Below are 23,917 nucleotides of genomic sequence, written 5' to 3'. Positions count from 1 at the left end.
GTTTACTCCACCACGACCGCTCTGAACATGCCGGCCTCCATGTGGTACAGCAGGTGGCAGTGGTAGGCCCAGTTGCCGCGCGCGTCCGCGCTGACGCGGTAGCTCAGCCGTTGCGCGGGATTGAGGGAGATGGTGTGCTTGCGCACCTGGAACGCGCCGTCGGGCGATTCCAGGTCGCTCCACAGCCCGTGGAGGTGGATGGGGTGCGTCATCATGGTGTCGTTGACCAGCACGAAACGCACGCGCTCGCCGTAGCGCAGCACAATGGGCTTGGCGTCCGAGAATTTCACGCCATTGAAGGACCACATATAGCGTTCCATGGTCCCCGTCAGGTGCAGTTCGATCTCGCGCGACGGAGCGCGATTGTCCGCGGGTTCGCGCATGGACCGCAGGTCGGCGTAGGTCAGCACGCGGCGGCCGTTGTCGCGCAGGCCGACGCCGGGATCGTCCAGCCGGGTGGAGACGACGTCGGGCAGCATGGAGTTGCCCACGCCGAGCTCGGTCGGATAGGGATGCTTGACCTCCACCATCCCGCCCTGTCCCGCGCCGGAGCCGTGGCCGCCGTGGTCCATGCCCGGCATGGCGCCATGGCCGCCGCCGGCCGTCGTGCCGGCCATGTCGTGGCCGCCCCCGCCCATGTCGTGCGCCATGCCCATGTCCATCATGCCCAGCAGCTGCACGCGATCGACCGTCGGCACCTCGGCCTGCATGCCGGCGCGCGGCGCCAGCGTGGCGCGGGCGTAGCCCGAGCGGTCCATGGCCTGGGAGAAGATCGTGTAGGCGCGGTCCTCCCGCGGTTCGACGATGACGTCATAGGTTTCGGCCACGCCGATGCGGAATTCGTCCACGTCCACCGGGCGCACGTCCTGCCCGTCGGCGGCCACCACGGTCATCTTCAGCCCGGGGATGCGGACGTCGAAGTAGGTCATCGCGGAGGCGTTGATGAAGCGCAGGCGCACGCGTTCGCCGGGCCGGAACAGCCCCGTCCAGTTGCCGGCCGGGGTGATGCCGTTGGTGAGGAAGGTGTAGGTGGCGCCGGACACGTCCGCCAGGTCCGACGGATTCATGCGCATCTGTTCCCACATCAGCCGTTCCGACAGCGCGGCGCTCCAGCCCTGGTCCCGGGCCTGGGCGCGCAGGCTCTCGATGCTGGGCTGGATGCGGTTGTAGTAGTCCGGCATGATCTTCAGCTTGTTGAAGAGCCGCATGGGATCTTCATCGGTCCAGTCGGACAGCAGCACCGTGTAGTCGCGGTCGGAGGCGATGGGATCGCGGCGGCGCGGGTCGATGACGATCGCGCCGTACAGGCCGGTCTGCTCCTGGAAGCCGGAATGGCTGTGGTACCAGTACGTGCCGCTCTGGCGCACGTCGAAGCGGTAGGTGTAGGTCTGGCCCGGGTCGATGCCGGGAAAGCTCAGGCCCGGCACGCCGTCCATCTCGGTGGGCAGCAGGATGCCGTGCCAATGGATGGAGGTCTGTTCGCGCAGGCGGTTGGTGACGCGCAGGGTTACCGTGTCGCCCTCGCGCCAGCGCAGCAGCGGAGCGGGCAACTGGCCGTTGACGGTGGTGCCGATGCGCGCCGCGCCGGTGAAGTTCACGGGGGTTTCGCCGATCTCCAGGTGGAATTCGGTGCCGCGCAGTTCGGCGGCGGCCGCCGGGGCCGGGACGGCCAGCGCCGAGCGCCAGCCGCCCAGCGCGGCCAGCGCGCCGCCGCCGGCCAGGCCCTGCACGAAGCGTCGGCGGGAGAGGGGATGGGAAGCTGTCATGTCGGGTCCGTCCGGGCCTACAGCACCGATACCGAGCCCTTCATGCCCGCGGTGTAGTGGCCGGGTTCCAGGCAACCGAAGGAGACCGTGCCGGCCTTGTCGAAACGCCAGACGATCTGGCCGTTCTTGCCGCCTTCCAGCGACACGGCATTGGCTTCCTCGTGGCGCATGCCCGGGTCTTTCATCATCATGTCGTAGTGCGCCTTGAGGTCGGCGTCGGTGCCCAGCACCAGCTCGTGCCGGATCCGGCCGCTGTTGCGCACGTTCAGGCGCACGGTCTCGCCGGCCTTGACCTCGATGCGGGCGGGCGTGAAGCGCATGGCGTCGGTCATGTCGACGTCGATGCTGCGGGTGACGCGGGCGGGGTCGCCGGGCTTGCCGATGGGCGCGGAGGCGGCCGGCATGGCATGGCCGGCGTGGTCGCCGTGGCCACCGGCGGCGTAAGCGGCGCCGGCGCTGATCGTCAGGGCCAGGACGGCGGCCTGGGAGGTGCGGAGCAGGGTGCCTTTCACGCGGATCCTTGGTAGTGAGGGACGGTGATGGCACTGTAGGAAAACGGCGGTGACCCTATTCTGTCGCGCGGATTACATTTTTGTAATGTTGGGCGCCGCCGGCTGGCCGACGGCGCCGCGCAAGGTGATGCCGATGACGGTGCCGCGGGCGTCCGAGGCGGCGTCCACTTCCCCGCCGTGCATGCGGGCGATGGCGCGCACGATGGCCAGGCCCAGCCCATGGCCCTCGCTGCGCGGCGCCCGGGCCTGGCCGGACCGGAAGAAACGGTCGAAGATGCGGGGCAGGTCCGCCGCCGGGATGGGCGCGCCGGGGTTGCGCACTTCCACCCGCGCGCCGGCCGGCGACGCCGAGCAGGCCAGCACGATCTCGCCGCCGCGGGGCGTGGCCTTGATGGCGTTGGAGATCAGGTTGGCCAGCGCGCGGCGCACCAGGCCCGGGTTGGCGGCGATCACGGCGTCGCCCGCGCAGCGCAGGCTCACCCCGTTTTCCTCCAGCGTGGCTTCGTAATATTCGGCCACGCGCCTCGCTTCGGCGGCCAGCGACACCGGCTTGAGGTCCGCCGCCCGTTCGCCGCGGTCGGCCCGCGCCAGGAACAGCATGTCGTTGACCAGGGTCTTGAGGTCTTCCAGCTCTTCCAGATTGGATTCGAGGGCGTCGCGCAGCTCGGCCGCCTCGCGCGGCGAGGACAGCATCACCTGGGTGCCGTTGATCAGCGTGGCCAGCGGGGTGCGCAATTCGTGCGCCACGTCGGCATTGAAGCCTTCCATCTGCTGGTAGGCGGCCTGCAGCCGTTCGAGGGTCCGGTTGAAGGAGCGCACCAGGTCGTGCAGCTCGCGGTCGGTGTCTTCGAGGGGCAGGCGCCGCGACAGGTTGTCGGGCTGGATGCCCGCCGCCTGCTCGGAGAGCCTGCGCGCCGGCGCCATGCTGCGGCGCACGGCCCAGGCGGCCAGCACCACCGTCGCGCCCACCCACAGCGCGCAGATCAACACCAGGGCGGTGCCGTAGGCGTAGAGGAATTGGGAACTGGTGCGGGTGCTGACGGCCACGGTCAGCTGCGCGCCGGGCAGGATGCGGTCGTTCATGTCCACGCGCAGGCCGCGCATGCGGCCGCCGTCGGGCGTCTGCAGCACCACCTGCCTGCCGGGCAGCACTTCCAGCGTCTCGGGGGCGGTGCCGCCGTAGACCACCTTGCCCTGCGCGTCCATGATCCAGATGCCCAGCTGGCCTTCGTCCGCCCGCATCTCGTCGAAGGTGGCGGCCAGGTCCTGCAGGCCGCGGGCGCTGTTCTGCATATCGATCAGGTGGTCGATCAGCTCCAGCTTGCCGCTGACCTCGGTGATTTCCTGGCGTTCCACTTCGCGCTTGAGCGCCCAGAACAGCGTGGCGCCCGCCAGGCTGGACACCAGCAGCGCGATGGCGCCCAGCAGCAAGGTCAGCCGCGCCTGCATGGAGCGCACGCGCCAGGGCCTCATCCGGGGCGGCCGTCCGCGGGACGCGATTCCAGCACGTAGCCCATGCCGCGCACGGTATGCAGCAGTTTGGTGTCGTAGGGGTCGTCCAGCTTGCCGCGCAGCCGCCGCACGGCGACGTCGATGACATTGGTGTCGCTGTCGAAGTTCATGTCCCAGACCTGCTCGGCCAGCGTGGTGCGCGACAGCACCTGGCCCTGGCGGCGCAGCAGCAGCGCCAGCAGGCTGAATTCCTTGGCGGTCAGGTCCAGCCGCCGGCCGCCACGCTGGGCGCGGCGCCGCGCCAGGTCCAGCTCCAGGTCGGCCAGCCGCAGCACGGTGGGCTCCTGCGAGCGCCCGCGCCGCAGCAGCGCCTGCACCCGGGCCAGCAGCTCGGAGAAGGCGAAGGGCTTGACGAGGTAGTCGTCGGCGCCGCCCTCCAGGCCGCGCACGCGGTCTTCGACGGCATCGCGCGCCGTGAGCATGAGGATGGGGGTGTCTTTCTGCTCTCGCACCGAGGCCAGGATGCCGAAGCCGTCCACGCCCGGCAGCATCACGTCCAGCACGATGAGGTCGTAAACGCCTTCCAGCGCCAGGTGCAGGCCGTTTACGCCGTCGCGGGCGAGGTCGACCACATGGCTTTGCTCCGACAATCCTTTCTTGAGGTAGTCGGCCAGTTTGGGTTCGTCTTCGATGACCAGGATGCGCATGGCCGAAAATTTACCATCCGCGCCGCCCGAACGGCGCGGAGGGAGGCAGGGCGGCTCAGGCCGCGGCTTCGACGGCGACGCGGTCCGGCGGGAAGCGCAGGGCGAATACGCTGCCCTTGCCCTGTTCGCTGCTGATCAGCAACTCGGCGTCGTGGCGCATCGCGATGTGCTTGGTGATGGCCAGCCCCAGGCCGGTGCCGCCGACGGCGCGCGAGCGCCCGCGGTCCACGCGGTAGAAGCGCTCGGTCAGGCGGGGCAGGTGGCGGGCGGGGATGCCGATGCCGGTGTCCTGCACGCTGTAGCGCGCGCCGCCGTCCGCCTCGCGTTCCCAGCGCACGGTGATGGTGCCGCCGTCCGGCGTGTAGCGCACGGCGTTGGTCAGCAGGTTGGACAGGGCCGAGGCCAGCTCGGTCTCCGCGCCCAGCACGTCGAGGGTCTCGTCGATGTGCCATTCCAGCACGTGGCGCCCGCCCGATAGGGCTTCGATCTGCTGGCGCGCCTTCTGCAGCAGGGCGCTGATGTTGACCGCCCGCGGGTCGCTGCCCGGCGAGGATTCCAGCGTGGACAGCGTCAGCAGGTCTTCGACGATGGCCTGCATGCGCTGGGCCTGCTCGTGCATCATGTCGATGTACTGCTCGCGCTGTTCGGCGGGCAGCGCGTCGGCCGGCATGTCGCGCAGCGTTTCCAGGAAGCCCGCCAGCACCGTCAGGGGCGTGCGCAGCTCATGCGACACGTTGGCGACGAAATCGCGGCGGGTGGTCTCCAGGCGCTCTATCTGGGTAACGTCGCGGGTGATGAGCAGGCGCTGGTTGCTGGCGTAGGCCGTCAGCTGCATCATCATCAGCCGTTCCTGGCCGTTCTGGCCCAGGCGCACCAGGATGGGCTCGGGCCAGGACGCGCGGTGCGCGTATTCCACGAATTCGGGCGCGCGCAGCAGGTTCAGCAGATTGTGGCCGCGGTCGGCGGGCAGGCGCAGCCCCAGGTGCTGGCGCGCCATGCGGTTGCACCAGTCGATCTGGAAATCCTCATTGAGGGTCACCGCGCCGTCCGGCAGCGCCTGGGCGGCGGCCAGCATGCCGTGCATGGTGTTCTGGGTTTCGGCCAGCTCGCGGGCGCGGGCCCGGGTATAGCGGTACAGCGGCGCCAGGATGTCGTCCCAGGGGCCGACCGAGGCGGGAGGGGAGGTGTCCGGGTTGTTCGCCCAGCGCGAGACCAGGTGCAGGCGCCAGCTGCGCCAGACCAGCATGCCGGCCAGCGCGGCGCTGAACAGGATCCAGCCCGCCGGGTCTCCGATGAGCCATTGGGCGATAAACGCCGCGATCGCCCACAGGGCGATCAGGAAAAGGGTGCGCAGCCAGATCATCGTGCGGGAGTTTTACCGCGTCGGGAGCTGGGCAGTAAACCGGTAGCCGCTGCCGCGGACCGTTTCCACGTGCGCGTCGTGGCCGCTGGGCTCCAGGGCCTTGCGCAGGCGGCGAATATGGACGTCGACGGTGCGTTCCTCGACGAAGACGTGGTCGCCCCAGACCTGGTCCAGCAGCTGCGAGCGGGAGAAGACCCGTTCCGGGTGCGTCATGAAGAAGTGCAGCAGGCGGAATTCGGTGGGGCCGATCTGCAGGGAGTGGCTGTTGCCCGACAGGCGATGCGTCACCGGGTCCAGCTTCAGCCCGCCCACGTCGATCACGTCGTCGGTGAGCTGGGGCGCGCGGCGGCGCAGCACGGCCTTGATGCGGGCCATGAGCTCCTTGGGCGAGAACGGCTTGGTAATGTAGTCGTCGGCGCCGGCTTCCAGGCCGTCGACCTTGTCCTGCTCGGAGCCCTTGGCGGTCAGCATGATGACCGGAACGGCCCGGGTGCGCTCGTCGTTGCGCAATTTGCGCGCCATGGCGAGGCCGGAGGTGCCGGGCAGCATCCAGTCGAGCAGGATCAAATCGGGGAGCTCGGCGCGGATCAGCGTCTGGGCCTGGTCGGCGTCGAAGGCGCGCAGCACCTTGTGTCCGGCGAAGGACAGGTTGACGGCGATCAGTTCCTGGATGGCGGGTTCGTCTTCGACGACGAGGATGGTGCTGGACATGGCGGATTTGGCACACTTCTGAGCGCCGGCGCGGCGCGAACATTGCGATAGTATGGCCGCAATATTTCAGGTATGTGACCGCTGGGCGCCGCCGGAGGCGTCCGCGGGCCTCGGCCCGGGGGGCCAATAGGCTACCATTGGACGATATATCGGGAATTCATCATGCAAAACCCCTCCGAATCGCAACATTCCGCGGATTCCGCCTCGCCGTCCACCCATTTCGGCTTCCAGTCGGTGCCGGAAAGCGAAAAAGCCCGCAAGGTCGCCGAAGTCTTCCATTCGGTCGCCCAGCGCTACGACGTCATGAACGATTTCATGTCGGCGGGCCTGCACCGCGTCTGGAAGGCGTTCACCATCGGCCGCGCCGCCATCCGCCCCGGCATGAAAGTGCTGGACATCGCCGGCGGCACGGGCGACCTGGCGAAAGCCTTCGCCAAGCGGGCCGGCCCCACGGGCGAGGTCTGGCTCACCGACATCAATGATTCCATGCTGCGCGTCGGCCGCGACCGCCTGACCGACGCCGGCCTGCTGGTGCCCGCCGCCGTGTGCGATGCCGAGCGGCTGCCTTTCCCCTCCGGCTATTTCGATCGGGTCAGCGTGGCCTTCGGCCTGCGCAACATGACCCACAAGGACCGCGCCCTGGCCGAAATGACCCGGGTGCTGAAGCCGGGCGGCAAGCTGCTGGTGCTGGAATTCTCGCGCGTGGCCAAGCCGCTGGCGCCGGCCTACGACTGGTATTCCTTCAATGTCCTGCCCTGGCTGGGCAAGAAGATCGCCAAGGACGAGGCCAGCTACCGTTACCTGGCCGAATCGATCCGCATGCACCCCGACCAGGAAACCCTGGCCGACATGCTGCGCACCGCCGGCCTGGAACGGGTGCAGTACTTCAACCTGACCGCCGGCATCGCCGCCCTGCACGAAGGCGTGCGGCTGGGCTGACCGCCCTCGCCGGCAGGATATTTCTCCGCCCCTTGCGGAACTTGTGGGGCGGCGTCTTGTCCGTTATTCTTACGCTATTCAGATTATTGTAAGAAAAGTCGCGACCACGACCCCGCGATCCGCGGGGTTCCCTGCTGCTCGGGGCAGCAGGGGGCGCGAGTACGAGGGAGCAAAAACTCATGTCCAAATTCTGTCTTTCGCGGTTTGTCGCCGCGGCGCTCATCGCCGTTTCCGGCGCTGCGCTGGTGACGGCGTCGTTTGACGCCGAAGCCCGGCGCGCCGGCGGCGGTTCCAGCGTCGGCCGACAATCCTCCAATGTGACCCAGCAACGCCAGGCCACCACGCCTCCGGCCGCGGCGAACAACACCGCCGGCGCCACCGCGGCGCCGGCAGCCGCCGGCGCGGCAACGGCCGGCGCCGCGGGCGCCGCCGCCAAGAGCGGCGCTTCGCGCTGGCTCGGCCCCATCGCTGGCATTGCCGCCGGCCTGGGCATCGCCGCGCTGCTCTCCAGCATGGGCCTGTCGGGCGCTTTCGCCGAGTTCCTGTCGTCCGCGCTGCTGATCGGCCTGGTCGTGTTCGCCATCATGTTCATCGTCCGCCGCCTGCGCGGCGCCGGTCCCCGCACTGCCACGCAGGGTGCGTTCGGCGGCGCCAACAACGCGTCTGCCGGCCAGCAGCAGAAGCCGATGTGGCGTGAGTCGCTGCAGCCGGCCGCCGCGCCCGCCGCGGCTCCCGTTGCCGCAGCCGCCGAGCCGGCCGTCCTGCCGAAGGCCGGCGAGGACAACAACTGGTTCGTGCCGGGCGATTTCGACACGCCCAACTTCCTGAAGCAGGCCAAGGATCAGTTCGTGCGCATCCAGGCCATCTGGGACAGCGGCAGCACCGACCGCCTGCGCGAGTTCCTGACCGACGACCTGATCACCGAGCTCAAGCCGCAACTGGCCGAACGCGGCGCCGCGCCCAACAAGACCGAAGTGGTGCTGCTGAACGCCGAGCTGCTGGGCATCGAAACGGTGTCCGACGGCCACCTGGCCAGCGTGCGCTTCTCCGGCATGCTGCGCGAAGCGCCGGGCACCGAAGCCTTCCGCTTCGAGGAAGTCTGGAATCTCTTCAAGCCTGCGTCCGGCGGCTGGTTGCTGGCCGGCATTCAGCAGATCCCGGTCGACTACGCCAGCTAAGGCTGGCGGACCGGGCTGAACCGCCCTCCGTTGGGGGTGCCGCAAGGCATCCGTTTGAACCGGCCCCTCTAGGGGCCGGTTTTTCCATGTGCCTGCGCAAAACACGCTCTCATCTAACCCGTTACACTCCCGATTTACCCATCAAATCCGGCAACCGGCCCGTCGGGCAGTTGCAGACCGTCATGCTGCCTTTTTCGTTCCTGCCCACTCCCTCGCGGTTGGCTGTTAGCGCGCTCAACGCCCTGTTGCGGCGTGAGGACTGGGCGCGCGAGCGCCTCTCCCGCCACGCCGGCAAGACCGTGCGCTTCGCGCTGGGCGGCTTCAGCCTGGGCCTGACGATAGACAGCGAAGGGCAGGCCGCGCAGGCCGATCCGGCGGTAGTGCCCGACGTGACCCTGACGGTCGCGCCCGAGAAGCTGCCGCTGCCGCGGCTGGGCGCAGACCGCGACGCGCCGGATTTCGCCGAAGCCACGCACATCTCCGGCGACGCCGCCCTGGCCCAGGTGGTCGCGGATCTTTCCAAGCAGCTGCGCTGGGATCCCGAGGACGCCCTGGCCCGCGTGGTGGGCGACATCGCCGCGCTGCGCATCGTGGGCGGCGCCCGCGCCGCGGCCGGCAGCGCGCGCCAGGCCGGCGAGCGCCTGGCCGGCAACGTGTCGGAATACCTGTCGGAAGAAAGCGGCGTGCTGGCCGGCCGGCCCCTGCTGGAGCAGTGGCGCCTGGACTTGGCCGAGCTGAACGCCCGGACCGACGCCCTGGCCCGCTCGGCGGCCGCGCTCCAGACCCGCCTGGCCACGGCCGGCGCAAAGCGGGGCGCCTGATCCATGTTTCCCCTGCTGCGCCTTATCCGCATCATCCTGGTTTCGCTGCGCTACGGGCTGGACGAACTGGTCCTGTCCAGCCTGAACCATCCGCTGGCCACGTGCCTGCTGCGGGTCATCCGCCTGGGCACGCGGCCGCGCAAGCCGCGCGGGCTGCGGCTGCGGCTAGCCCTGGAATCGCTCGGCCCCATTTTCGTGAAGTTCGGGCAGGTGCTCTCCACCCGCCGCGACCTGATCCCCGCCGACATCGCCAACGAACTGGCCCTGCTGCAGGACCGCGTGCCGCCGTTCCCCTCGGCGCAGGCGGCCGCCTGCATCGAGGCGGCGCTGGGCGCGCCGCCCGAGAAGCTGTTCGCCCAGTTCGACGTGGATCCGGTGGCGTCGGCCTCGATCGCCCAGGTGCACTTCGCCGTGTTGCACGACGGCCGAGAAGTCGCGGTGAAGGTGCTGCGCCCGGGCATGCTGAGCATCATCGAGAAGGACCTGTCGCTGCTGAAGGTCGTGGCGCGCATCATCGAGCGCCTGGGGCCCGACGGCCGCCGCCTGAAGCCGCGCGAAGTCGTGGCCGAGTTCGACAAGTACCTGCACGACGAGCTGGACCTGGTGCGCGAAGCGTCCAACTGCAGCCAGCTGCGCCGCAACTTCGGCCCGGAATCCGGCCGCGGCGACATGCTGATCGTGCCCGAGGTGATCTGGGAATACACGGCCTCCACGGTGTTCACCATGCAGCGCATGTACGGCATGCCGGTGGGCCAGGTGGAGCGCATGCGCGAGGCCGGCATCGACATCCCGACCCTGGCGCGCACCGGCGTCGAGATATTCTTCACCCAGGTGTTCACCGACGGCTTCTTCCATGCCGACATGCACCCGGGCAACATCTACGTGTCGGACCGCCCCGAGACGCTGGGCAGCTACATCGCGCTGGACTTCGGCATCGTGGGTTCGCTGTCCGAGTTCGACAAGAATTACCTGGCGCAGAATTTCCTGGCCTTCTTCCACCGCGACTACCGCCGGGTGGCCCAGTTGCACATCGAGTCGGGCTGGGTGCCTCCCGATACGCGCGAGGAAGAGCTGGAGGGCGCGGTGCGCGCCGTCTGCGAACCGTACTTTGACCGGCCGCTGTCGGAGATCTCGCTGGGGCAGGTGCTGCTCCGCCTGTTCCAGACCTCGCGCCGGTTCAATGTGGAGATCCAGCCGCAGCTGGTCCTGTTGCAAAAGACCCTGCTGAACGTCGAGGGCCTGGGCCGGCAGCTCGACCCCAACCTGGATCTCTGGAAGACCGCCAAGCCCTACCTGGAACGCTGGATGCGCCAGCGCGTCGGGATCCAGGGCTTGCGGCAAAGCCTGGAGAAGGAGGCCGCGCAGTGGTCGCAGATGCTGCCCGCCTTGCCCAGGCTGGTCCATGACCACCTGAGCCGTCCCAATGTCTCGCCGGCGCTGCTGGCCGAGATGGCCCAGCTGCGGCGGGCTCAGGAACAGAACAACCGGCTGGTTGCAGCGCTGGTTGGCGTCGTGGCTCTCGCGGTAGGGGTCGCGATATGGGCATTGACCCGATAGGCGGCGCAATGATCTAGACGCCTCGTCATGTTTCATTCATGAAACGGTCATCATAGCTTCGCGGGAGACGGCGAAAAATAGCGCTGCGGCGGGATGTTTGCAGCGCTCGCGCCGACATGTCGCGCGCGCCATTCATTAATTTTCATAGCCCCATCAGCGGGACGAATACAAGGGCAGAACATGCTTTATCCTGAACTCTTCAAGACCATGGAAGCCGTGCGCTGGAACATGGCGCATGACATTCCCTGGGACGACTTCGATCGCAGCAAGCTCTCGGACGAGCAGGCTCACACGATCAAGATGAACGCCATCACCGAATGGGCCGCGCTGCCGGCCACCGAGATGTTCCTGCGCGACAACCGCGGCGACAGCGATTTCTGCGCGTTCATGTCGGTCTGGTTCTTCGAAGAGCAGAAGCACTCGCTGGTGTTGATCGAGTACCTGCGCCGTTTCCGCCCGGACCTCGTGCCCACCGAGGAAGAGCTGCACAACGTGCGCTTCGAGTTCGACGCCGCGCCGGAACTGGAAACGCTGATGCTGCACTTCTGCGGCGAAATCCGCCTGAACCACTGGTACCGCCGCGCCGCCGAATGGCACACGGAGCCGGTCATCAAGGCCATCTACAAGACGGTGGCCCAGGACGAGGCCCGTCACGCCGGCGCCTACCTGCAGTACATGCGCCGCGCCCTGCACGACCGCGGCCAGAACACCAGCGAGCAGGCGCGCCTGGCGTTCTCGAAGATCGGCGTGCTGATGGCGTCGGCCGGCCGCACCCAGCAGGCCCTGCACCCCACCAACCTGCACGTGAACAAGGATCTGTTCCCCAACGACACGGTGCAGTCGCGCCTGCCGGAACCCGGCTGGCTCGAACACTGGCTGGACACGCAGATCCGCTTCGACGGCGTGTGGGAGCAGAAGGTCGCCACCCGCATCCTGCACATCCTGTCCAAGCTGATGGACCGCAGCTTCGAAACCGTGAAGGACCTGAACCGCTACCGCAAGGAAATGGCGTCCCTGATCGTTCCGAAGGAAAAAGAGATCATCCTCGCCTCCGCGAGCCCGTCGCCGGTCTGAGGCCGAGCGGCGGGGGCGGCTGTACAATCGCGCCATGCCCGCCGCCCGTTTCGAATCCAAGGTCCTGTCCCGCGACGAATGCGTCGCCGCCATCGCCGCCGGCTGCCATCCGCGGCCGCTGGTGTTCACCAATGGCGTCTTCGACATCCTGCACCGCGGGCATGCGACCTACCTGGACCAGGCCGCCCAACTGGGCGCCACGCTGGTCGTGGCGGTGAACACCGATGCCTCGGTGCGCCGTCTGGGCAAGGGCGCCGAGCGCCCGCTGAACCGCATGGAAGACCGCGCCGCGCTGCTGGCGGCGCTGGGTTGCGTGACGCTCGTCACGTCTTTCGACGAGGACACGCCCGAGGCGCTGATCGCGCAGCTCAAGCCCGACCTGATCGTGAAGGGCGGCGACTACGACATGGAAAAACTGCCCGAGACCGCCCTGGTCAAGACCTGGGGCGGGCGCGCCGTGGCGATTCCCTTCGAGTTTGAGCGCTCCACCACCGCCCTGGTGAAGAAGATCCAGGGCGCGTAGCGCCGGGGGATGCCGCTAGCGCGGCTCCCTCAGCAGGCGATTGATCGCTTCCAGGTCGGTTTCCGCCAGGATGCCGCTGGTGGCCTTCAGGCGCAGGCTGGCCAGCACCGTGCTGTAGCGCGCCAGCGCCAGGTCGCGCTGGGTGGCGTAGAGCTGCTGCTGGGCATTGAGCACGTCCAGGTTGATGCGCACGCCGACCTCGTAGCCGGTGCGGTTGGCCTCGACCGCGGCGCGGCTGGATTTCTCGCCCGCTTCCAGGGCCTGGATGCGCGCCAGGCCGCTGGTGACGCCTGTGTAGTATTGGCGCGCGGCCTGCACGGCCTGGCGGCGCGCCGCCTCGTAGTCGTGGCGCGCCTTCTGCTCCAGCTGCACTTTCTCGGTCACCTGCGACGACACGCCGCCGCCCGAATACAGCGGAATCGACAGCACGACGCCGACGGTATTGTCGATGGGCTTGCCCGGCGCGGCATTGCGCATGACGGCATCGCTGGCGCTGCCGCTGGTGGCCCGCAGGTTCAGCGTGGGATAGTGGCCGCTCTTGGCGATCTGGATTTCACGGCCGGCGATGCGGGTCAGCAGCTGGGCGCGCAGCACGTCCAGGCTGGAGGCCTCCGCCTGGTTGCTCCAGTCGGCGACGCGGGCGGGCTGCGGGGCGGGCAGTTGCACGCCGTAGGGCAGTTCGGCCAGCGCGCCGGGCGCCGTGCCGATGATCTTGGCGAGCTCGTCGCGCCGCACTTCCAGGTCGTTCTGCAGGCGCAGTTCCTGGGCCACTACCAGGTCGTAGCGGGCCTGCGCCTCGTAGGTGTCGGTGATGGTGGCGTTGCCCAGCTCGAAGTTGCGCTTGGCGGACTCCAGCTGCCCGGCCACGGCGGCCTTTTCGGCCTCGGTGGCGGTCAGGGTGTCCTGGGCGTAGAGCACGTTGAAGTAGGCGTCGGCCACGCGCAGCAGCAGGTCCTGGAACGCTTGCTGCAATTGCACTTCCACGTCGGCGACGACCAGCTTGGACTGCTCGTAGTTCTGCCAGCGGCCCCAGTCGAACAGGGGCTGGGTGAGCGACAGGTCCCAGACGCCGCGGCCGCCGCTGTAGGCGATGCCCAGGCCCTGGGTGCTGCGGGTTTCCTGGTAGGCGCCGCCGGCTTCGGCGGAAATCAGGGGCAGGAGCAGGGAACGGGCCTGGGGTTCTTTTTCCAGGCCGGCGCGGTAGTTGGCCCGCGCGGCGGCGTAGATCGGGTCATTGCCCAGCGCCGATTGCCAGACCTGGATCAGGTTCTGCGCGCGGGCAAGCGACGGGCCGACGCTTGCGGCGCAGGTAAAAACCAGTAAAGCCGTTAGCAATCGGAAACGCATGGTGGTCAACGATACGCCGGGCCGCCCGGGGCGCGGCGCCCCCTCAAGGGGCTGGCGCCGGGCGGCAGGGTTGGGATCAGAACTTGAACTGGGAGACCGTGACGCCGCGCAGCGGCTTGATGACGGTTTCAAACAGGTTCACCGTTTCGAAGCTGGCCGCGGTGGTGCGGGTGATGCGACAGGCGGTCATGACGGGGGCTTGGCCCACGACGACGACCAGGCGGCCGCCCACGCGCAGCTGGTACTTCAGCGCGTCCGGCACGGTCGGCACGGAGCCCGTGACGAGGATGGCGTCGTATTCGGTGGAGCCCCAGCCGTTGCGGGCGTCGCCCGTTTCGACCTTGACGTTGGTGACGTTGTTCATCTGCAGGTTCTGCTGGGCGAACGTCACCAGGCGGCTGTCGATCTCGACGGAGGTGACCTGTTGCGCCAGGTAGCCCAGCAGCGCGGCCTGGTAGCCGGAGCCGGTGCCGATTTCCAGCACGCAGTCGGACTTGGTCAGGAGCAGTTCTTGCGCGAGGCGGGCTTCCACCTTGGGCGCGAGCATGGTCTGGCGCGTGTTGACCGCGTTGATCTCCAGCGGCAGCTCCAGGTCGGAAAACGCCATTGCGCGCAGGGCCGGCGGAACGAATTGTTCGCGGCGCACATCGAACAGCGCTTGCAGCACGTTGGCGTCCAGAACATCCCAGGGGCGGATCTGCTGTTCCACCATGTTGAAGCGGGCTTGTTCTACGTCGGGCAGGGTCGAAGCGTTCATGACGGTCAGAGAAAACAGAGGAATCAACAGACCATTGTACCGATTCGTAGCGTACTGTGACGCCCCGGCCCGACCAGAGGTGTTTCAGCCGCCGTCCGGGCCTACCACCAGGCGTGGAAGTGGTGGACGGGGCCGTGCCCGGAGCCGACCGACAGGCGCTCCGCGTGGCGGATGGCCTCGGTCAGGTAGGCCTTGGCGCGGCGGGCGGCCTCGGGTACGTCCCCGATTTGCGGCAGCAGCGCCGCCAGCGCCGCCGACAGGGTGCAGCCGGTGCCGTGGGTATTGACCGTGGGGATGCGGTGGCCGGGCAGTTCGATCATCCGGTCGCCGTCGTGCAGCAGGTCGATGGTGTCGTTGCCGGGCAGGTGGCCGCCCTTGACCAGCACCCAGCGTTCGCCGGCGTGCGTCAGCTTGTTGCGCAGGCGTTCGGCCACGCGTCGCATTTCCTTGACGGTCTCGACCGGCCGTTCCTCCAGCAGCACGCCGGCCTCGGGCAGGTTGGGCGTCAGCAGGGTGGCCTGCGGCAGCAGGGCCTCGCGCATGGCGCCCACGGCGTCGCGCTCCAGCAGCAGGTCGCCGCTCTTGGCCACCATGACCGGGTCCAGCACCACGTGGGCCGGGGTCCACTTGGCCAGCTTTTCGGCCACCACCCGGATCACCGGATGCTGGCCCACCATGCCGATCTTGACGGCGTCGATGCGCACGTCCGCGAACAGCGTGTCGATCTGTTGGCCGACGAAGTCGGGCGGAACCGCCGAGATGCCGGTGACGCCTTGGGTGTTCTGCGCCGTCAGCGCGGCGATCACGGCGCAGCCGTAGGCGCCCAGCGCGCTCATGGCCTTCACGTCGGCCAGGATCCCGGCGCCGCCGGACGGGTCGACGCCGGCGATGGTCAGCGCGTTGGGGATGGGACGGCCGCCGGCGGCCTGCTGGCGGGTGCTCATTTCGGGGCGCCGGCCGTGATGAGGCCTTCGGTGGGCGAGCTGGGGGCGCCGCTGTACAGCTTCTTGGGCATGCGGCCGGCCAGGAAGGCCTCGCGGCCGGCTTCCACGCCCTTCTTCATGGCGCTGGCCATCAGGATGGGGTCGCGCGCGCCGGCGATGGCGGTATTCATCAGGACGGCGTCGCAGCCCAGTTCCATGGCGATGGCGGCGTCCGACGCGGTGCCCACGCCGGCGTCCACCACGATGGGCACGCGGGCCTGGTCGATGATGAGGCGCAGGTTCCAGGGGTTCAGGATGCCCATGCCCGAGCCGATCAGCGAGGCCAGCGGCATCACGGCCACGGCGCCCAGGTCTTCCAGCATGCGGCACTGGATGGGGTCGTCGGTGCAATACACCATGACCTTGAAGCCGTCGTCCACCAGCGTCTTGGTGGCTTTCAGCGTTTCCGGCATGTTGGGGAACAGGGTGTGCGGGTCGCCCAGCACTTCGAGCTTGACCAGGTCATGGCCGTCCAGCAGTTCGCGCGCCAGGCGCAGCGTGCGCACGGCGTCGTCGGCGCTGTAGCAGCCGGCGGTGTTGGGCAGCAGCGTGAATTTCGAGGGCGGGACGTAGTCCAGCAGGTTCGGCTCGCCGGCGTTCTGGCCGATGTTGGTGCGGCGGATCGCGACGGTGACGATCTCGGTGCCGCTGGCGTCCAGCGCCGCGCGGGTCTGTTCGAAGTCCTTGTACTTGCCGGTGCCGACGAGCAGGCGCGACGAATAGGCGCGGCCGGCGATAGTGAGAGTGTCTTGAGTGGTCATGGCGGTGTTTCAAAGGGCGGGTGCGCACGATGCGAGGCCCGCGGGGACTGGCGTATCGTTGCACGAATGATAAAGCACGACGCCGATCGGCAGATGTGTCCGTCGGAACGTCGCGTTCCACTATTTGATGATGGCGGCATGGCGGCGGGATCAGCCCCGCAGGCGGTCCAGGTCGGCGCAAAGGGTTTCGGCCGCGTCCAGCAGGCGCGGGCCGGGCCGGTACAGGGCGTCCGCGTCGATCCCGTACACATGGCCCTGGCGGGCGGCGGGCAGGCCCAGCGCCTGCCAGGCGGCGAGGTTCCTGGCCGTGTCCTCCGGCCGGCTCACGCCCGCCAGCACGGCCTCCGGACGCGCGGCCAGCACGCTTTCCAGGGTGACCTGCGGCGCCACCACTGGAGCCTGGCCGAAGACGTTGACGCCGCCGCAGGCGCGCAGGGCGTCGCTGACGATGCTGGAGTCGTTCAGGGTGTAGATCGGATCCAGGCCGGCCTGGACGAACACGCGCACCGGCCGCCGGCCGGCGTAGCGCGAGGTCAGGGCGTCGAGCCGCGCGCGCAGGTCGCGGGCGGCGGCCCGCGCCCGGGGCTCGGTGCCGAACAGGACGCCCATGCGTTCCACGGCGCCGGGGATGGCCGCCAGCGTGGGCGGATCGCTGTAGAAGACCGGCACGCCCAGCTTGTCCATGACGCGCACCAGCGGCTCGGCGGCGGCGGCCTGCCAGGCGATCAGCAGGTCGGGGCGGGCGGCGGCCACCCGCTCGGGATCGGGCTGGGTGCCGTCGCCGATGACCGGCAGGCCGCGGGCGGCAGGGGGATAGTCGCTGCCGCGGATGGTGCCGGCGAGGTAGTCGCCCGCGCCGGCGGCGTAGACGAGCTCGGTGGCATGCGGCGCCAGGGTGACGGCGCGCCGGGCGGGCGCCGTCAGGACCACTTCGCGGTTGCGGTCGTCCAGGACCCGGATGCCGGCGCCGGCGGCTGGCTCGGCCGCAGCCGGGCCCGCGGCCAGCAGCATGCCCAGGGCCAGGAACAGCCCCGGAGCGATGCGAGGAAGGGCGCGCGCGGGTGTCATGCCGGAAGCCGATACGGTCAGCGGAGAACGCCGACTATATCGGATGTCCGCCATCAATAGCGCAGCGTGAGCGACGCATAGAAGTTGCGGCCCGGCGCGGGGTACAGGCTGTAGTTGGCGACGGGGCCCAGCATCTCGAACGACGCGTTGCCGCCGCGGATGCCATAGGTTGCGTACTGGCGGTCGAAGATGTTGTTCACGCCGATGGCGCCTTCGATGTTGCGGGTGAACTTGTAGGCCACCTTGGTGTTGAACAGCACGTAGGCATCCAGTTCCTTGGCGAACTGGTTGGCCTGGTCGTTGTCCATGCGCGACTTGCCCACGTACTGCGCCGTTACGTTCCACAGGAACGCGTCGGTGGGGCGCCAGGTCACGCCGGCGTTCGCCAGCCACTTGGGCGCCAGCGGCACGGTCTTGCCGGCCAGATCCACGCCGGCGTAGGTGCCGGAGCGGAATTGCGCTTCCATCCAGGTCAGGTTCGCGTCCAGCGACACGCTGCTGGAAACCGCGGTGTGGCCTTCCAGTTCGATGCCTTGGCGGCGGGTCGGGTCCAGGTTGGTATTGGCGCCGGTGCCGGGGCCCCACATGCCGTCGGCCAGCGGGTTGTACTGGATCTCGTTGGTCAGGTCATAGCGGAAGTACGACAGGCGGGCGCTGCTGCTGGCCGATTGCCAGGTCACGCCGATTTCCTTGTCGGTGGAAGTCTGCGGGGCCAGCGGCGTCTGCACCGACAACAGTTCGTCGGCGTTGGGCAGGCGGAAGCTGCGGCCGACCTTCCCGTACACGCCGAAGCCGGAGGGCAGGTCCTGGCGCACGCCCAGCTGCCAGGCGGTCAGGTGGTTGCTGCGGTCGGAGGCGGTGCCCGAGCCGGAAATCACGTCCAGGTCGTCGGACGCGTACTGGCGGCGCACGCCGGCCGTCACGTAGGTGCTGTCGGTGGCGCGGACCTGGCCTTCGGCGAACAGGCCGTACTGGTGCTGGCGCGATTGCCACTTCGACGGCTGGAAGTCGTAGTAGGCATTCTGGTTGGCGGTGGTCTTGGCTTCCTGGCCGTCGGCCCCGAAGACGAGGCTGTGGCCGCCGCTGATCGGCAGGCGGTAGCGAACGCTGGCGATGTTCTCTTCCAGCTTCTGGTCGCGCAGGGTGTCGCCGAAGCCGTCGTAGGACAGGCCGTTCAGCTTCTTTTCGCGGGTCGACAGGTCGGCGTACAGGGTGCCGGCGCCGATCGCCTGCTCCAGTTGCAGGCCGAAGGTGGTGGTGGTGGTCTTGACGTAGTCGACGTCGTTCTTGGAGCCGCGCGGATCGTCCTGGTACTCGTTCACGCCGGTGGTCGGGTTGATCGAGCGCGGGCCGGGCAGTTCCAGTTTCTGCGTCGTGGTGCGGCCGTACAGGCGGATGGAGCCGTCGTCGTGGCGGAAGGTGATGCCGCCGCCGCCGCCTTCGCGGCGCTCGCCGCTGTGGTCGCGGTAGCCGTCGCTGTGCAGGGACTGCATGTAGGCGTCGACGCCGACCTTTTCATTGTTCATGGCCACGGCGGCGTCGTACTGGCGCAGGCCGTAGCTGCCGAAGGTGGCGGTGGCGCGGGCGCTGACCGGTTCCTTCGAGAAATCGGAGCGCGTGATGATGTTGATCACGCCGCCGGTGGTGCCGCCGCCGTATTGCACCGAGCCGCTGCCGCGCACGATTTCGATGCGTTCGACCTGGTCCAGCGGCACCACGCCCAGGCTGGGCGCCGACAGGTCGTTGGTGTTCTGCTTGACCCCGTCGATCAGGATCAGCGTGTTGCTGGCGCCGGTGATGCCGAAGCCGCGCAGGTCGACGATGGAGTTGTCGCTGGAGCTGCTGGTATTGATCAGGTGGATGCCGGCCTGGGTCGACAGCAGGTCCTGCATGGTGCGGGCGCTAGCCGCGGCGATGTCCTCGGCGGTAATGACCGAGATGGACACCGGCAGCGTGCGGCCGTCGGTGGGCACGCGCTGGGCGGTGACGGTGACGGCGTCGAGCTGGGGAGCGGGGGAGGCAGCTTGCTGGGCGGCGGCGATGGCCGGGGCGGAACAGAGCAGGGCGCCGGCATAGCGCCGGATGGAGCGGGTTTTCATCTACGTAACCTCGATACGACCCGCGACCCCGCAGGCCATGCACGATGGAGAGGACGTCCTCGCCGCGGCGGGCCGGTGAGGGCCTGGCGGCAATGCATGGACTTCCTGGCGATCGAACTGGCCGGTATCGGGCTGCCATGGGCGCGTCGCGCGCATGGGGACCGTTGCGGGGGCAGCACAGGCTGGAGCCGGGAGGGGGCGCCTTGTGGGGCCCTGCCGTCCTGCGGACATCTTCCTGTTTCCCGTTTACCTTTCGCACGCGGCCTGCAAGTGTTGCGTTCTTGCATGCGCAATGCGCCGAAAGCACCGGTTCGGGGCCGAAACTGTATCACCAGGAGGCGGGAGTTAGCCCATTTTGTTACGATCAGGGCTTGTTTTTTCGGCGTTTTTCGCTTTTTAGCCACACAGCGCCGCCGTTGCCAACTCCCTCCGGACCTGCCCGTGTCGTATCCCCGCCTGCCTTATCCTCCCGAAGCCTATACCCACGGCGGCGAATTCGCCCGCCTGCTGGGCAAGCGCATCCTGATCCTGGACGGGGCCATGGGCACCATGATCCAGCGCTACAAGCTGGGCGAGGCCGATTTCCGCGGCGAGCGCTTCGCCGCCCACGGCAAGGACCTGAAGGGCGACAACGAGCTGCTGTCGCTGGTGCGTCCGGACGTGATCTCCGAGATCCACCGCCAGTACCTGGAGGCGGGCGCCGACGTCATCGAAACCAATACCTTCGGCGCCACCTCGATCGCCCAGGGCGACTACGACCTGCCGGAACTGGCCTACGAGCTGAACCTGGTGTCGGCCCGGCTGGCGCGCGAAGCCTGTGATGCCTACAGCACGCCGGACAGGCCGCGCTTCGTGGCCGGCGCGCTGGGCCCGCAGCCCAAGACGGCGTCGATCTCGCCGGACGTGAACGATCCGGGCGCCCGCAACGTCACTTTCGAGGAACTGCGAGTCGCCTACGTCGAACAGCTCAACGGCCTGCTCGACGGCGGCATCGACATCGTCCTGATCGAAACCATCTTCGACACCCTGAACGCCAAGGCCGCCATCTACGCCACCGAGGAAGTGTTCGAGCAGCGCGGCGTCCGCCTGCCCGTCATGATCTCCGGCACGGTGACCGACGCTTCCGGCCGCATCCTGTCGGGCCAGACCGTCGAGGCTTTCTGGAATTCGGTGCGCCACGCGCGCCCCGTCACCATCGGGCTGAACTGCGCGCTGGGCGCGGCGCTGATGCGCCCCTACGTGGCCGAGCTGTCCAAGATCTGCGACACCTACGTCTGCGTCTATCCCAACGCCGGCCTACCCAACCCCATGGCCGAAACCGGCTTCGACGAAACCCCGGCCGACACCTCGGCGCTGCTGGAGGAATTCGCGCGCGCCGGCCTGGTGAACATGTCCGGCGGCTGTTGCGGAACCACGCCCGACCACATCCGCGCCATCGCTGAGAAGGTCGGCGCGCTGACGCCGCGCGTCGTGCCCGACATTCCGGTCAAGACCCGCCTGTCGGGCCTGGAACCCCTGAACATCGACGAAGACACGCTGTTCGTCAACGTGGGCGAGCGCACCAACGTCACGGGCAGCAAGATGTTCGCCCGCCTGATCCGCGAAGAGAAGTACGACGAGGCGCTGGCGGTGGCCCGCCAGCAGGTCGAGAACGGCGCGCAGATCATCGACATCAACATGGACGAGGCCATGCTGGATTCGGTGGCCTGCATGCACCGCTTCCTGAACCTGATCGCCTCCGAGCCGGACATCGCCCGCGTGCCGATCATGATCGACAGCTCCAAGTGGGAAGTCATCGAGGCCGGCCTGAAGTGCGTGCAGGGCAAGCCGGTGGTGAACTCCATTTCCATGAAGGAAGGCCTGGACATCTTCCGCGAGCACGCCCGCCTGTGCCGGCGCTACGGCGCCGCGGTGGTGGTGATGGCCTTCGATGAACAGGGCCAGGCCGACACGCTGGAGCGCCGCAAGGAAATCTGCGGCCGCGCCTACCGGATCCTGGTCGAGGAAGAAGGCTTCCCGCCCGAGGACATCATTTTCGATCCGAACGTGTTCGCGGTCGCCACCGGCATCGACGAGCACAACCACTACGCCGTGGACTTCATCGAAGGCACGCGCTGGATCCGCGAGAACCTGCCCCACGCCCGCATTTCGGGCGGGGTGTCCAACGTCAGCTTCTCGTTCCGCGGCAACGAGCCGATGCGCGAGGCCATCCACACCGTATTCCTGTACTACGCGGTCCAGGAAGGCATGACCATGGGCATCGTCAACGCCGGCCAGCTCGGCGTGTACGCCGACCTGGATCCGAAGCTGCGCGATCTGGTCGAGGACGTGATCCTGGACCGCCCCGAGCCCGTGGGCAAGACCGAGGCCGACGACGAGCGCTCGCCGACCGAGCGTCTGGTGCAGTTCGCCGACAGCGTGAAGGGCTCGGGCGCCCGGAAGGAAGAAGACCTGAGCTGGCGCAACGCGGAGGTCGAGCAGCGCCTGTCGCACGCGCTGGTGCACGGCATCACGGCCTTCATCGTGGAAGACACGGAAGAAGTGCGCCAGAAGATCGCCGCGCGCGGCGGCCGCCCCATCGAAGTGATCGAAGGCCCGCTGATGGACGGCATGAACGTCGTGGGCGACCTGTTCGGGGCGGGCAAGATGTTCCTGCCGCAGGTGGTCAAGTCGGCGCGCGTGATGAAGCAGGCCGTGGCCCACCTGATTCCCTTCATCGAGGAAGAAAAGCGCCAGATCGCGGCGGCCGGCGGCGACGTGCGGGCCAAGGGCAAGATCGTCATCGCCACCGTCAAGGGCGACGTGCACGACATCGGCAAGAACATCGTGTCCGTGGTGCTTCAGTGCAATAACTTCGAAGTCGTGAACATGGGTGTGATGGTGCCCTGCGCGCAGATCCTGGAAAAGGCCAAGGAAGAGAACGCCGACATCGTCGGCCTGTCCGGCCTGATCACGCCCAGCCTGGAAGAAATGGCCTACGTGGCCAGCGAAATGCAGCGCGACGAATACTTCCGCAGCCGCAAGCTGCCGCTGATGATCGGCGGGGCCACCACCAGCCGCGTGCACACCGCCGTGAAGATCGCGCCCAACTACGAAGGCCCGGTCATCTACGTGCCGGACGCCAGCCGCTCCGTGGGCGTGGCGACCAACCTGATGTCCGACCAGTCGGCAACGTACCTGGCCGAACTGGCCCAGGAGTACGAAGAGGTGCGCCGCCGCCACGCCAACCGCAAGGCCACGCCCATCCTTCCGCTGGCGGAAGCGCGCGCCTCGCGCCCCGCAATCGACTGGGACAACTACACGCCGCCGCGCCCCAAGTTCATCGGCCGCCGCACCTTCAAGAGCTATGACCTGGCCGAGATCGCCAAGTACGTGGACTGGGGCCCGTTCTTCCAGACCTGGAGCCTGTTCGGCCCGTTCCCGGCCATCCTGGACGACAAGGTCGTGGGCGAGCAGGCGCGCAAGGTCTACGCCGACGGCCTGGCCATGATGAAGCGCATCATCGAGGGCCGCTGGCTCACCGCCAACGGCGTGGTGGGCTTCTATCCGGCCAACAGCATCAACGACGAGGACATCGAGGTCTACAAGGACGAGACCCGCAGCGAAGTGCTGTTCACCTACCGCAACCTGCGCCAGCAGGGCGCCAAGCGCGAAGGCGTGAGCAACAAGTCGCTGTCGGACTTCATCGCGCCCAAGTCCAGCGGCAAGCTGGACTACATCGGCATGTTCGCCGTGACGGCCGGCCTGGGCATCGAAAAGAAGGAAGCGGAATTCGAGAAGGCGCTGGACGACTATTCCAGCATCATGCTCAAGTCCCTGGCCGACCGCCTGGCCGAGGGCTTCGCGGAATGCCTGCACGCCCGCGTGCGCCAGGACCTCTGGGGCTACGCGCCCGACGAGGCCTTGTCCAACGAGGACATGATCGCCGAGAAGTACGTGGGCATCCGCCCGGCGCCCGGCTACCCGGCCTGCCCGGAGCACGTAATCAAGACCGACATGTTCCGCGTGCTGGACGGCGCCGACATCGGCATGATGCTGACCGACAGCTACGCCATGTACCCGGCCTCCAGCGTGTCCGGCTTCTACTTCAGCCATCCGCAGTCGCAATACTTCAACGTCGGCGTGATCGGCGAAGACCAGTTGCAGGACTACGCGGCGCGCAGCGGACGCAGCATCGAGGACCTGAAGCGCACCCTGGCCCCGAACCTGGGCTGATCGGCGCGGAAAGCAAGAAAAGCCGGCCTTCGGGCCGGCTTTCGCATAGGCGGGACGGTTTGGCGCCCGCGCGCGCTGCAAGCC

The 23,917-nt window shown here is 68.3% G+C and carries 19 protein-coding genes; 7 read left to right on the top strand and 12 right to left on the bottom strand.

Annotation, left to right across the window (positions count from 1 at the left end; all coding sequences use genetic code 11):
- Positions 1–2: 2 nt before the first annotated feature.
- The 6 genes from ADE01S_RS25860 to phoB all read right to left on the bottom strand — a co-directional run bounded on the left by ADE01S_RS25860 (position 3) and on the right by phoB (position 6,511).
- The gene (locus ADE01S_RS25860; protein ID WP_062684607.1) at positions 3–1,766 is read right to left on the bottom strand and encodes a copper resistance system multicopper oxidase; all 1,764 of its coding nucleotides are present in this window, start codon (positions 1,764–1,766) and stop codon (positions 3–5) included.
- A 17-nt stretch (positions 1,767–1,783) separates the two neighbouring features.
- Positions 1,784–2,278 (bottom strand): cupredoxin domain-containing protein, encoded by a 495-nt coding sequence (locus tag ADE01S_RS25855; RefSeq protein ID WP_062684606.1) that lies wholly within the window; start codon positions 2,276–2,278, stop codon positions 1,784–1,786.
- A 72-nt stretch (positions 2,279–2,350) separates the two neighbouring features.
- Positions 2,351–3,751 carry a heavy metal sensor histidine kinase gene (locus tag ADE01S_RS25850; RefSeq protein ID WP_062684605.1) on the bottom strand — a complete coding sequence of 467 codons (1,401 nt, stop codon included), beginning with the start codon at positions 3,749–3,751 and terminating at the stop codon, positions 2,351–2,353.
- Positions 3,748–4,437 (bottom strand): heavy metal response regulator transcription factor, encoded by a 690-nt coding sequence (locus ADE01S_RS25845; protein WP_062684604.1) that lies wholly within the window; start codon positions 4,435–4,437, stop codon positions 3,748–3,750. Before ADE01S_RS25845 ends, ADE01S_RS25850 begins: the two co-directional genes overlap by 4 nt.
- A gap of 55 nt (positions 4,438–4,492) precedes the next feature.
- Positions 4,493–5,800, bottom strand: a complete 1,308-nt coding sequence (gene phoR, locus ADE01S_RS25840) for a phosphate regulon sensor histidine kinase PhoR (protein ID WP_062684603.1) — start codon at positions 5,798–5,800, stop codon at positions 4,493–4,495.
- A gap of 12 nt (positions 5,801–5,812) precedes the next feature.
- Positions 5,813–6,511, bottom strand: coding sequence for a phosphate regulon transcriptional regulator PhoB (gene phoB, locus ADE01S_RS25835; RefSeq protein WP_062684602.1), 699 nt, complete (start codon positions 6,509–6,511; stop codon positions 5,813–5,815).
- Positions 6,512–6,673: 162 nt separating this feature from the next.
- On the opposite strand from phoB, the gene ubiE reads away from it, so the two are divergent.
- The 6 genes from ubiE to rfaE2 all read left to right on the top strand — a co-directional run bounded on the left by ubiE (position 6,674) and on the right by rfaE2 (position 12,603).
- Entirely contained in the window at positions 6,674–7,450 is a 777-nt protein-coding gene (ubiE, locus tag ADE01S_RS25830) for a bifunctional demethylmenaquinone methyltransferase/2-methoxy-6-polyprenyl-1,4-benzoquinol methylase UbiE (RefSeq protein WP_062684601.1), read from the top strand.
- Positions 7,451–7,629: 179 nt separating this feature from the next.
- The gene (locus ADE01S_RS25825; RefSeq protein WP_062684600.1) at positions 7,630–8,628 is read left to right on the top strand and encodes a Tim44 domain-containing protein; all 999 of its coding nucleotides are present in this window, start codon (positions 7,630–7,632) and stop codon (positions 8,626–8,628) included.
- Positions 8,629–8,810: 182 nt separating this feature from the next.
- Positions 8,811–9,449 (top strand): ubiquinone biosynthesis accessory factor UbiJ, encoded by a 639-nt coding sequence (locus ADE01S_RS25820; RefSeq protein ID WP_062684620.1) that lies wholly within the window; start codon positions 8,811–8,813, stop codon positions 9,447–9,449.
- Between the two features lie 3 nt (positions 9,450–9,452).
- Positions 9,453–11,006 carry a ubiquinone biosynthesis regulatory protein kinase UbiB gene (gene ubiB, locus ADE01S_RS25815; RefSeq protein ID WP_062684599.1) on the top strand — a complete coding sequence of 518 codons (1,554 nt, stop codon included), beginning with the start codon at positions 9,453–9,455 and terminating at the stop codon, positions 11,004–11,006.
- 180 nt (positions 11,007–11,186) lie between these two features.
- Entirely contained in the window at positions 11,187–12,080 is an 894-nt protein-coding gene (locus tag ADE01S_RS25810) for a ferritin-like domain-containing protein (RefSeq protein ID WP_062684598.1), read from the top strand.
- A gap of 34 nt (positions 12,081–12,114) precedes the next feature.
- Positions 12,115–12,603, top strand: a complete 489-nt coding sequence (gene rfaE2, locus ADE01S_RS25805; RefSeq protein ID WP_062684597.1) for a D-glycero-beta-D-manno-heptose 1-phosphate adenylyltransferase — start codon at positions 12,115–12,117, stop codon at positions 12,601–12,603.
- Between the two features lie 15 nt (positions 12,604–12,618).
- On the opposite strand, the gene ADE01S_RS25800 is transcribed toward rfaE2, so the two are convergent.
- The 6 genes from ADE01S_RS25800 to ADE01S_RS25775 all read right to left on the bottom strand — a co-directional run bounded on the left by ADE01S_RS25800 (position 12,619) and on the right by ADE01S_RS25775 (position 19,618).
- Positions 12,619–13,950 carry a TolC family outer membrane protein gene (locus ADE01S_RS25800; protein ID WP_062684619.1) on the bottom strand — a complete coding sequence of 444 codons (1,332 nt, stop codon included), beginning with the start codon at positions 13,948–13,950 and terminating at the stop codon, positions 12,619–12,621.
- Between the two features lie 76 nt (positions 13,951–14,026).
- Positions 14,027–14,707, bottom strand: a complete 681-nt coding sequence (locus ADE01S_RS25795) for a protein-L-isoaspartate O-methyltransferase family protein (RefSeq protein ID WP_043544965.1) — start codon at positions 14,705–14,707, stop codon at positions 14,027–14,029.
- Between the two features lie 101 nt (positions 14,708–14,808).
- Positions 14,809–15,651: a bifunctional hydroxymethylpyrimidine kinase/phosphomethylpyrimidine kinase gene (thiD, locus tag ADE01S_RS25790; protein WP_062684596.1), complete on the bottom strand. Its 843-nt coding sequence runs from the start codon at positions 15,649–15,651 to the stop codon at positions 14,809–14,811.
- Positions 15,648–16,451 carry a thiazole synthase gene (locus ADE01S_RS25785; protein WP_062684595.1) on the bottom strand — a complete coding sequence of 268 codons (804 nt, stop codon included), beginning with the start codon at positions 16,449–16,451 and terminating at the stop codon, positions 15,648–15,650. Before ADE01S_RS25785 ends, thiD begins: the two co-directional genes overlap by 4 nt.
- 150 nt (positions 16,452–16,601) lie before the next feature.
- Positions 16,602–17,519, bottom strand: a complete 918-nt coding sequence (locus ADE01S_RS25780; protein ID WP_062684594.1) for a cobalamin-binding protein — start codon at positions 17,517–17,519, stop codon at positions 16,602–16,604.
- Between the two features lie 53 nt (positions 17,520–17,572).
- Complete coding sequence (locus tag ADE01S_RS25775) at positions 17,573–19,618, bottom strand: TonB-dependent receptor (RefSeq protein WP_062684593.1); 2,046 nt, start codon at positions 19,616–19,618, stop codon at positions 17,573–17,575.
- A 441-nt stretch (positions 19,619–20,059) separates the two neighbouring features.
- Between ADE01S_RS25775 and metH the strand changes: the two genes are divergently transcribed.
- Positions 20,060–23,833, top strand: coding sequence for a methionine synthase (gene metH, locus ADE01S_RS25770; RefSeq protein WP_062684592.1), 3,774 nt, complete (start codon positions 20,060–20,062; stop codon positions 23,831–23,833).
- Positions 23,834–23,917 lie beyond the last annotated feature (84 nt).

It is taken from the genome of Achromobacter denitrificans NBRC 15125, assembly GCF_001571365.1.
In the GTDB taxonomy this organism is placed as follows: domain Bacteria; phylum Pseudomonadota; class Gammaproteobacteria; order Burkholderiales; family Burkholderiaceae_B; genus Achromobacter; species Achromobacter denitrificans.
Note: the sequence above shows the minus strand (reverse complement) of the source record. Positions and strands in the feature narration are given on the sequence as shown.

Bases quoted from the DNA above. Each gene is read 5' to 3' on its own strand.
- ADE01S_RS25860 (WP_062684607.1), bottom strand. From the start codon at position 1,766: ATGACAGCTTCCCATCCCCTCTCCCGCCGACGCTTCGTGCAGGGCCTG.
- ADE01S_RS25850 (WP_062684605.1), bottom strand. From the start codon at position 3,751: ATGAGGCCCTGGCGCGTGCGCTCCATGCAGGCGCGGCTGACCTTGCTG.
- ADE01S_RS25845 (WP_062684604.1), bottom strand. From the start codon at position 4,437: ATGCGCATCCTGGTCATCGAAGACGAACCCAAACTGGCCGACTACCTC.
- phoR (WP_062684603.1), bottom strand. From the start codon at position 5,800: ATGATCTGGCTGCGCACCCTTTTCCTGATCGCCCTGTGGGCGATCGCG.
- phoB (WP_062684602.1), bottom strand. From the start codon at position 6,511: ATGTCCAGCACCATCCTCGTCGTCGAAGACGAACCCGCCATCCAGGAA.
- ubiE (WP_062684601.1), top strand. From the start codon at position 6,674: ATGCAAAACCCCTCCGAATCGCAACATTCCGCGGATTCCGCCTCGCCG.
- ADE01S_RS25825 (WP_062684600.1), top strand. From the start codon at position 7,630: ATGTCCAAATTCTGTCTTTCGCGGTTTGTCGCCGCGGCGCTCATCGCC.
- ADE01S_RS25820 (WP_062684620.1), top strand. From the start codon at position 8,811: ATGCTGCCTTTTTCGTTCCTGCCCACTCCCTCGCGGTTGGCTGTTAGC.
- ubiB (WP_062684599.1), top strand. From the start codon at position 9,453: ATGTTTCCCCTGCTGCGCCTTATCCGCATCATCCTGGTTTCGCTGCGC.
- ADE01S_RS25810 (WP_062684598.1), top strand. From the start codon at position 11,187: ATGCTTTATCCTGAACTCTTCAAGACCATGGAAGCCGTGCGCTGGAAC.
- rfaE2 (WP_062684597.1), top strand. From the start codon at position 12,115: ATGCCCGCCGCCCGTTTCGAATCCAAGGTCCTGTCCCGCGACGAATGC.
- ADE01S_RS25800 (WP_062684619.1), bottom strand. From the start codon at position 13,950: ATGCGTTTCCGATTGCTAACGGCTTTACTGGTTTTTACCTGCGCCGCA.
- ADE01S_RS25795 (WP_043544965.1), bottom strand. From the start codon at position 14,707: ATGAACGCTTCGACCCTGCCCGACGTAGAACAAGCCCGCTTCAACATG.
- thiD (WP_062684596.1), bottom strand. From the start codon at position 15,651: ATGAGCACCCGCCAGCAGGCCGCCGGCGGCCGTCCCATCCCCAACGCG.
- ADE01S_RS25785 (WP_062684595.1), bottom strand. From the start codon at position 16,451: ATGACCACTCAAGACACTCTCACTATCGCCGGCCGCGCCTATTCGTCG.
- ADE01S_RS25780 (WP_062684594.1), bottom strand. From the start codon at position 17,519: ATGACACCCGCGCGCGCCCTTCCTCGCATCGCTCCGGGGCTGTTCCTG.
- ADE01S_RS25775 (WP_062684593.1), bottom strand. From the start codon at position 19,618: ATGAAAACCCGCTCCATCCGGCGCTATGCCGGCGCCCTGCTCTGTTCC.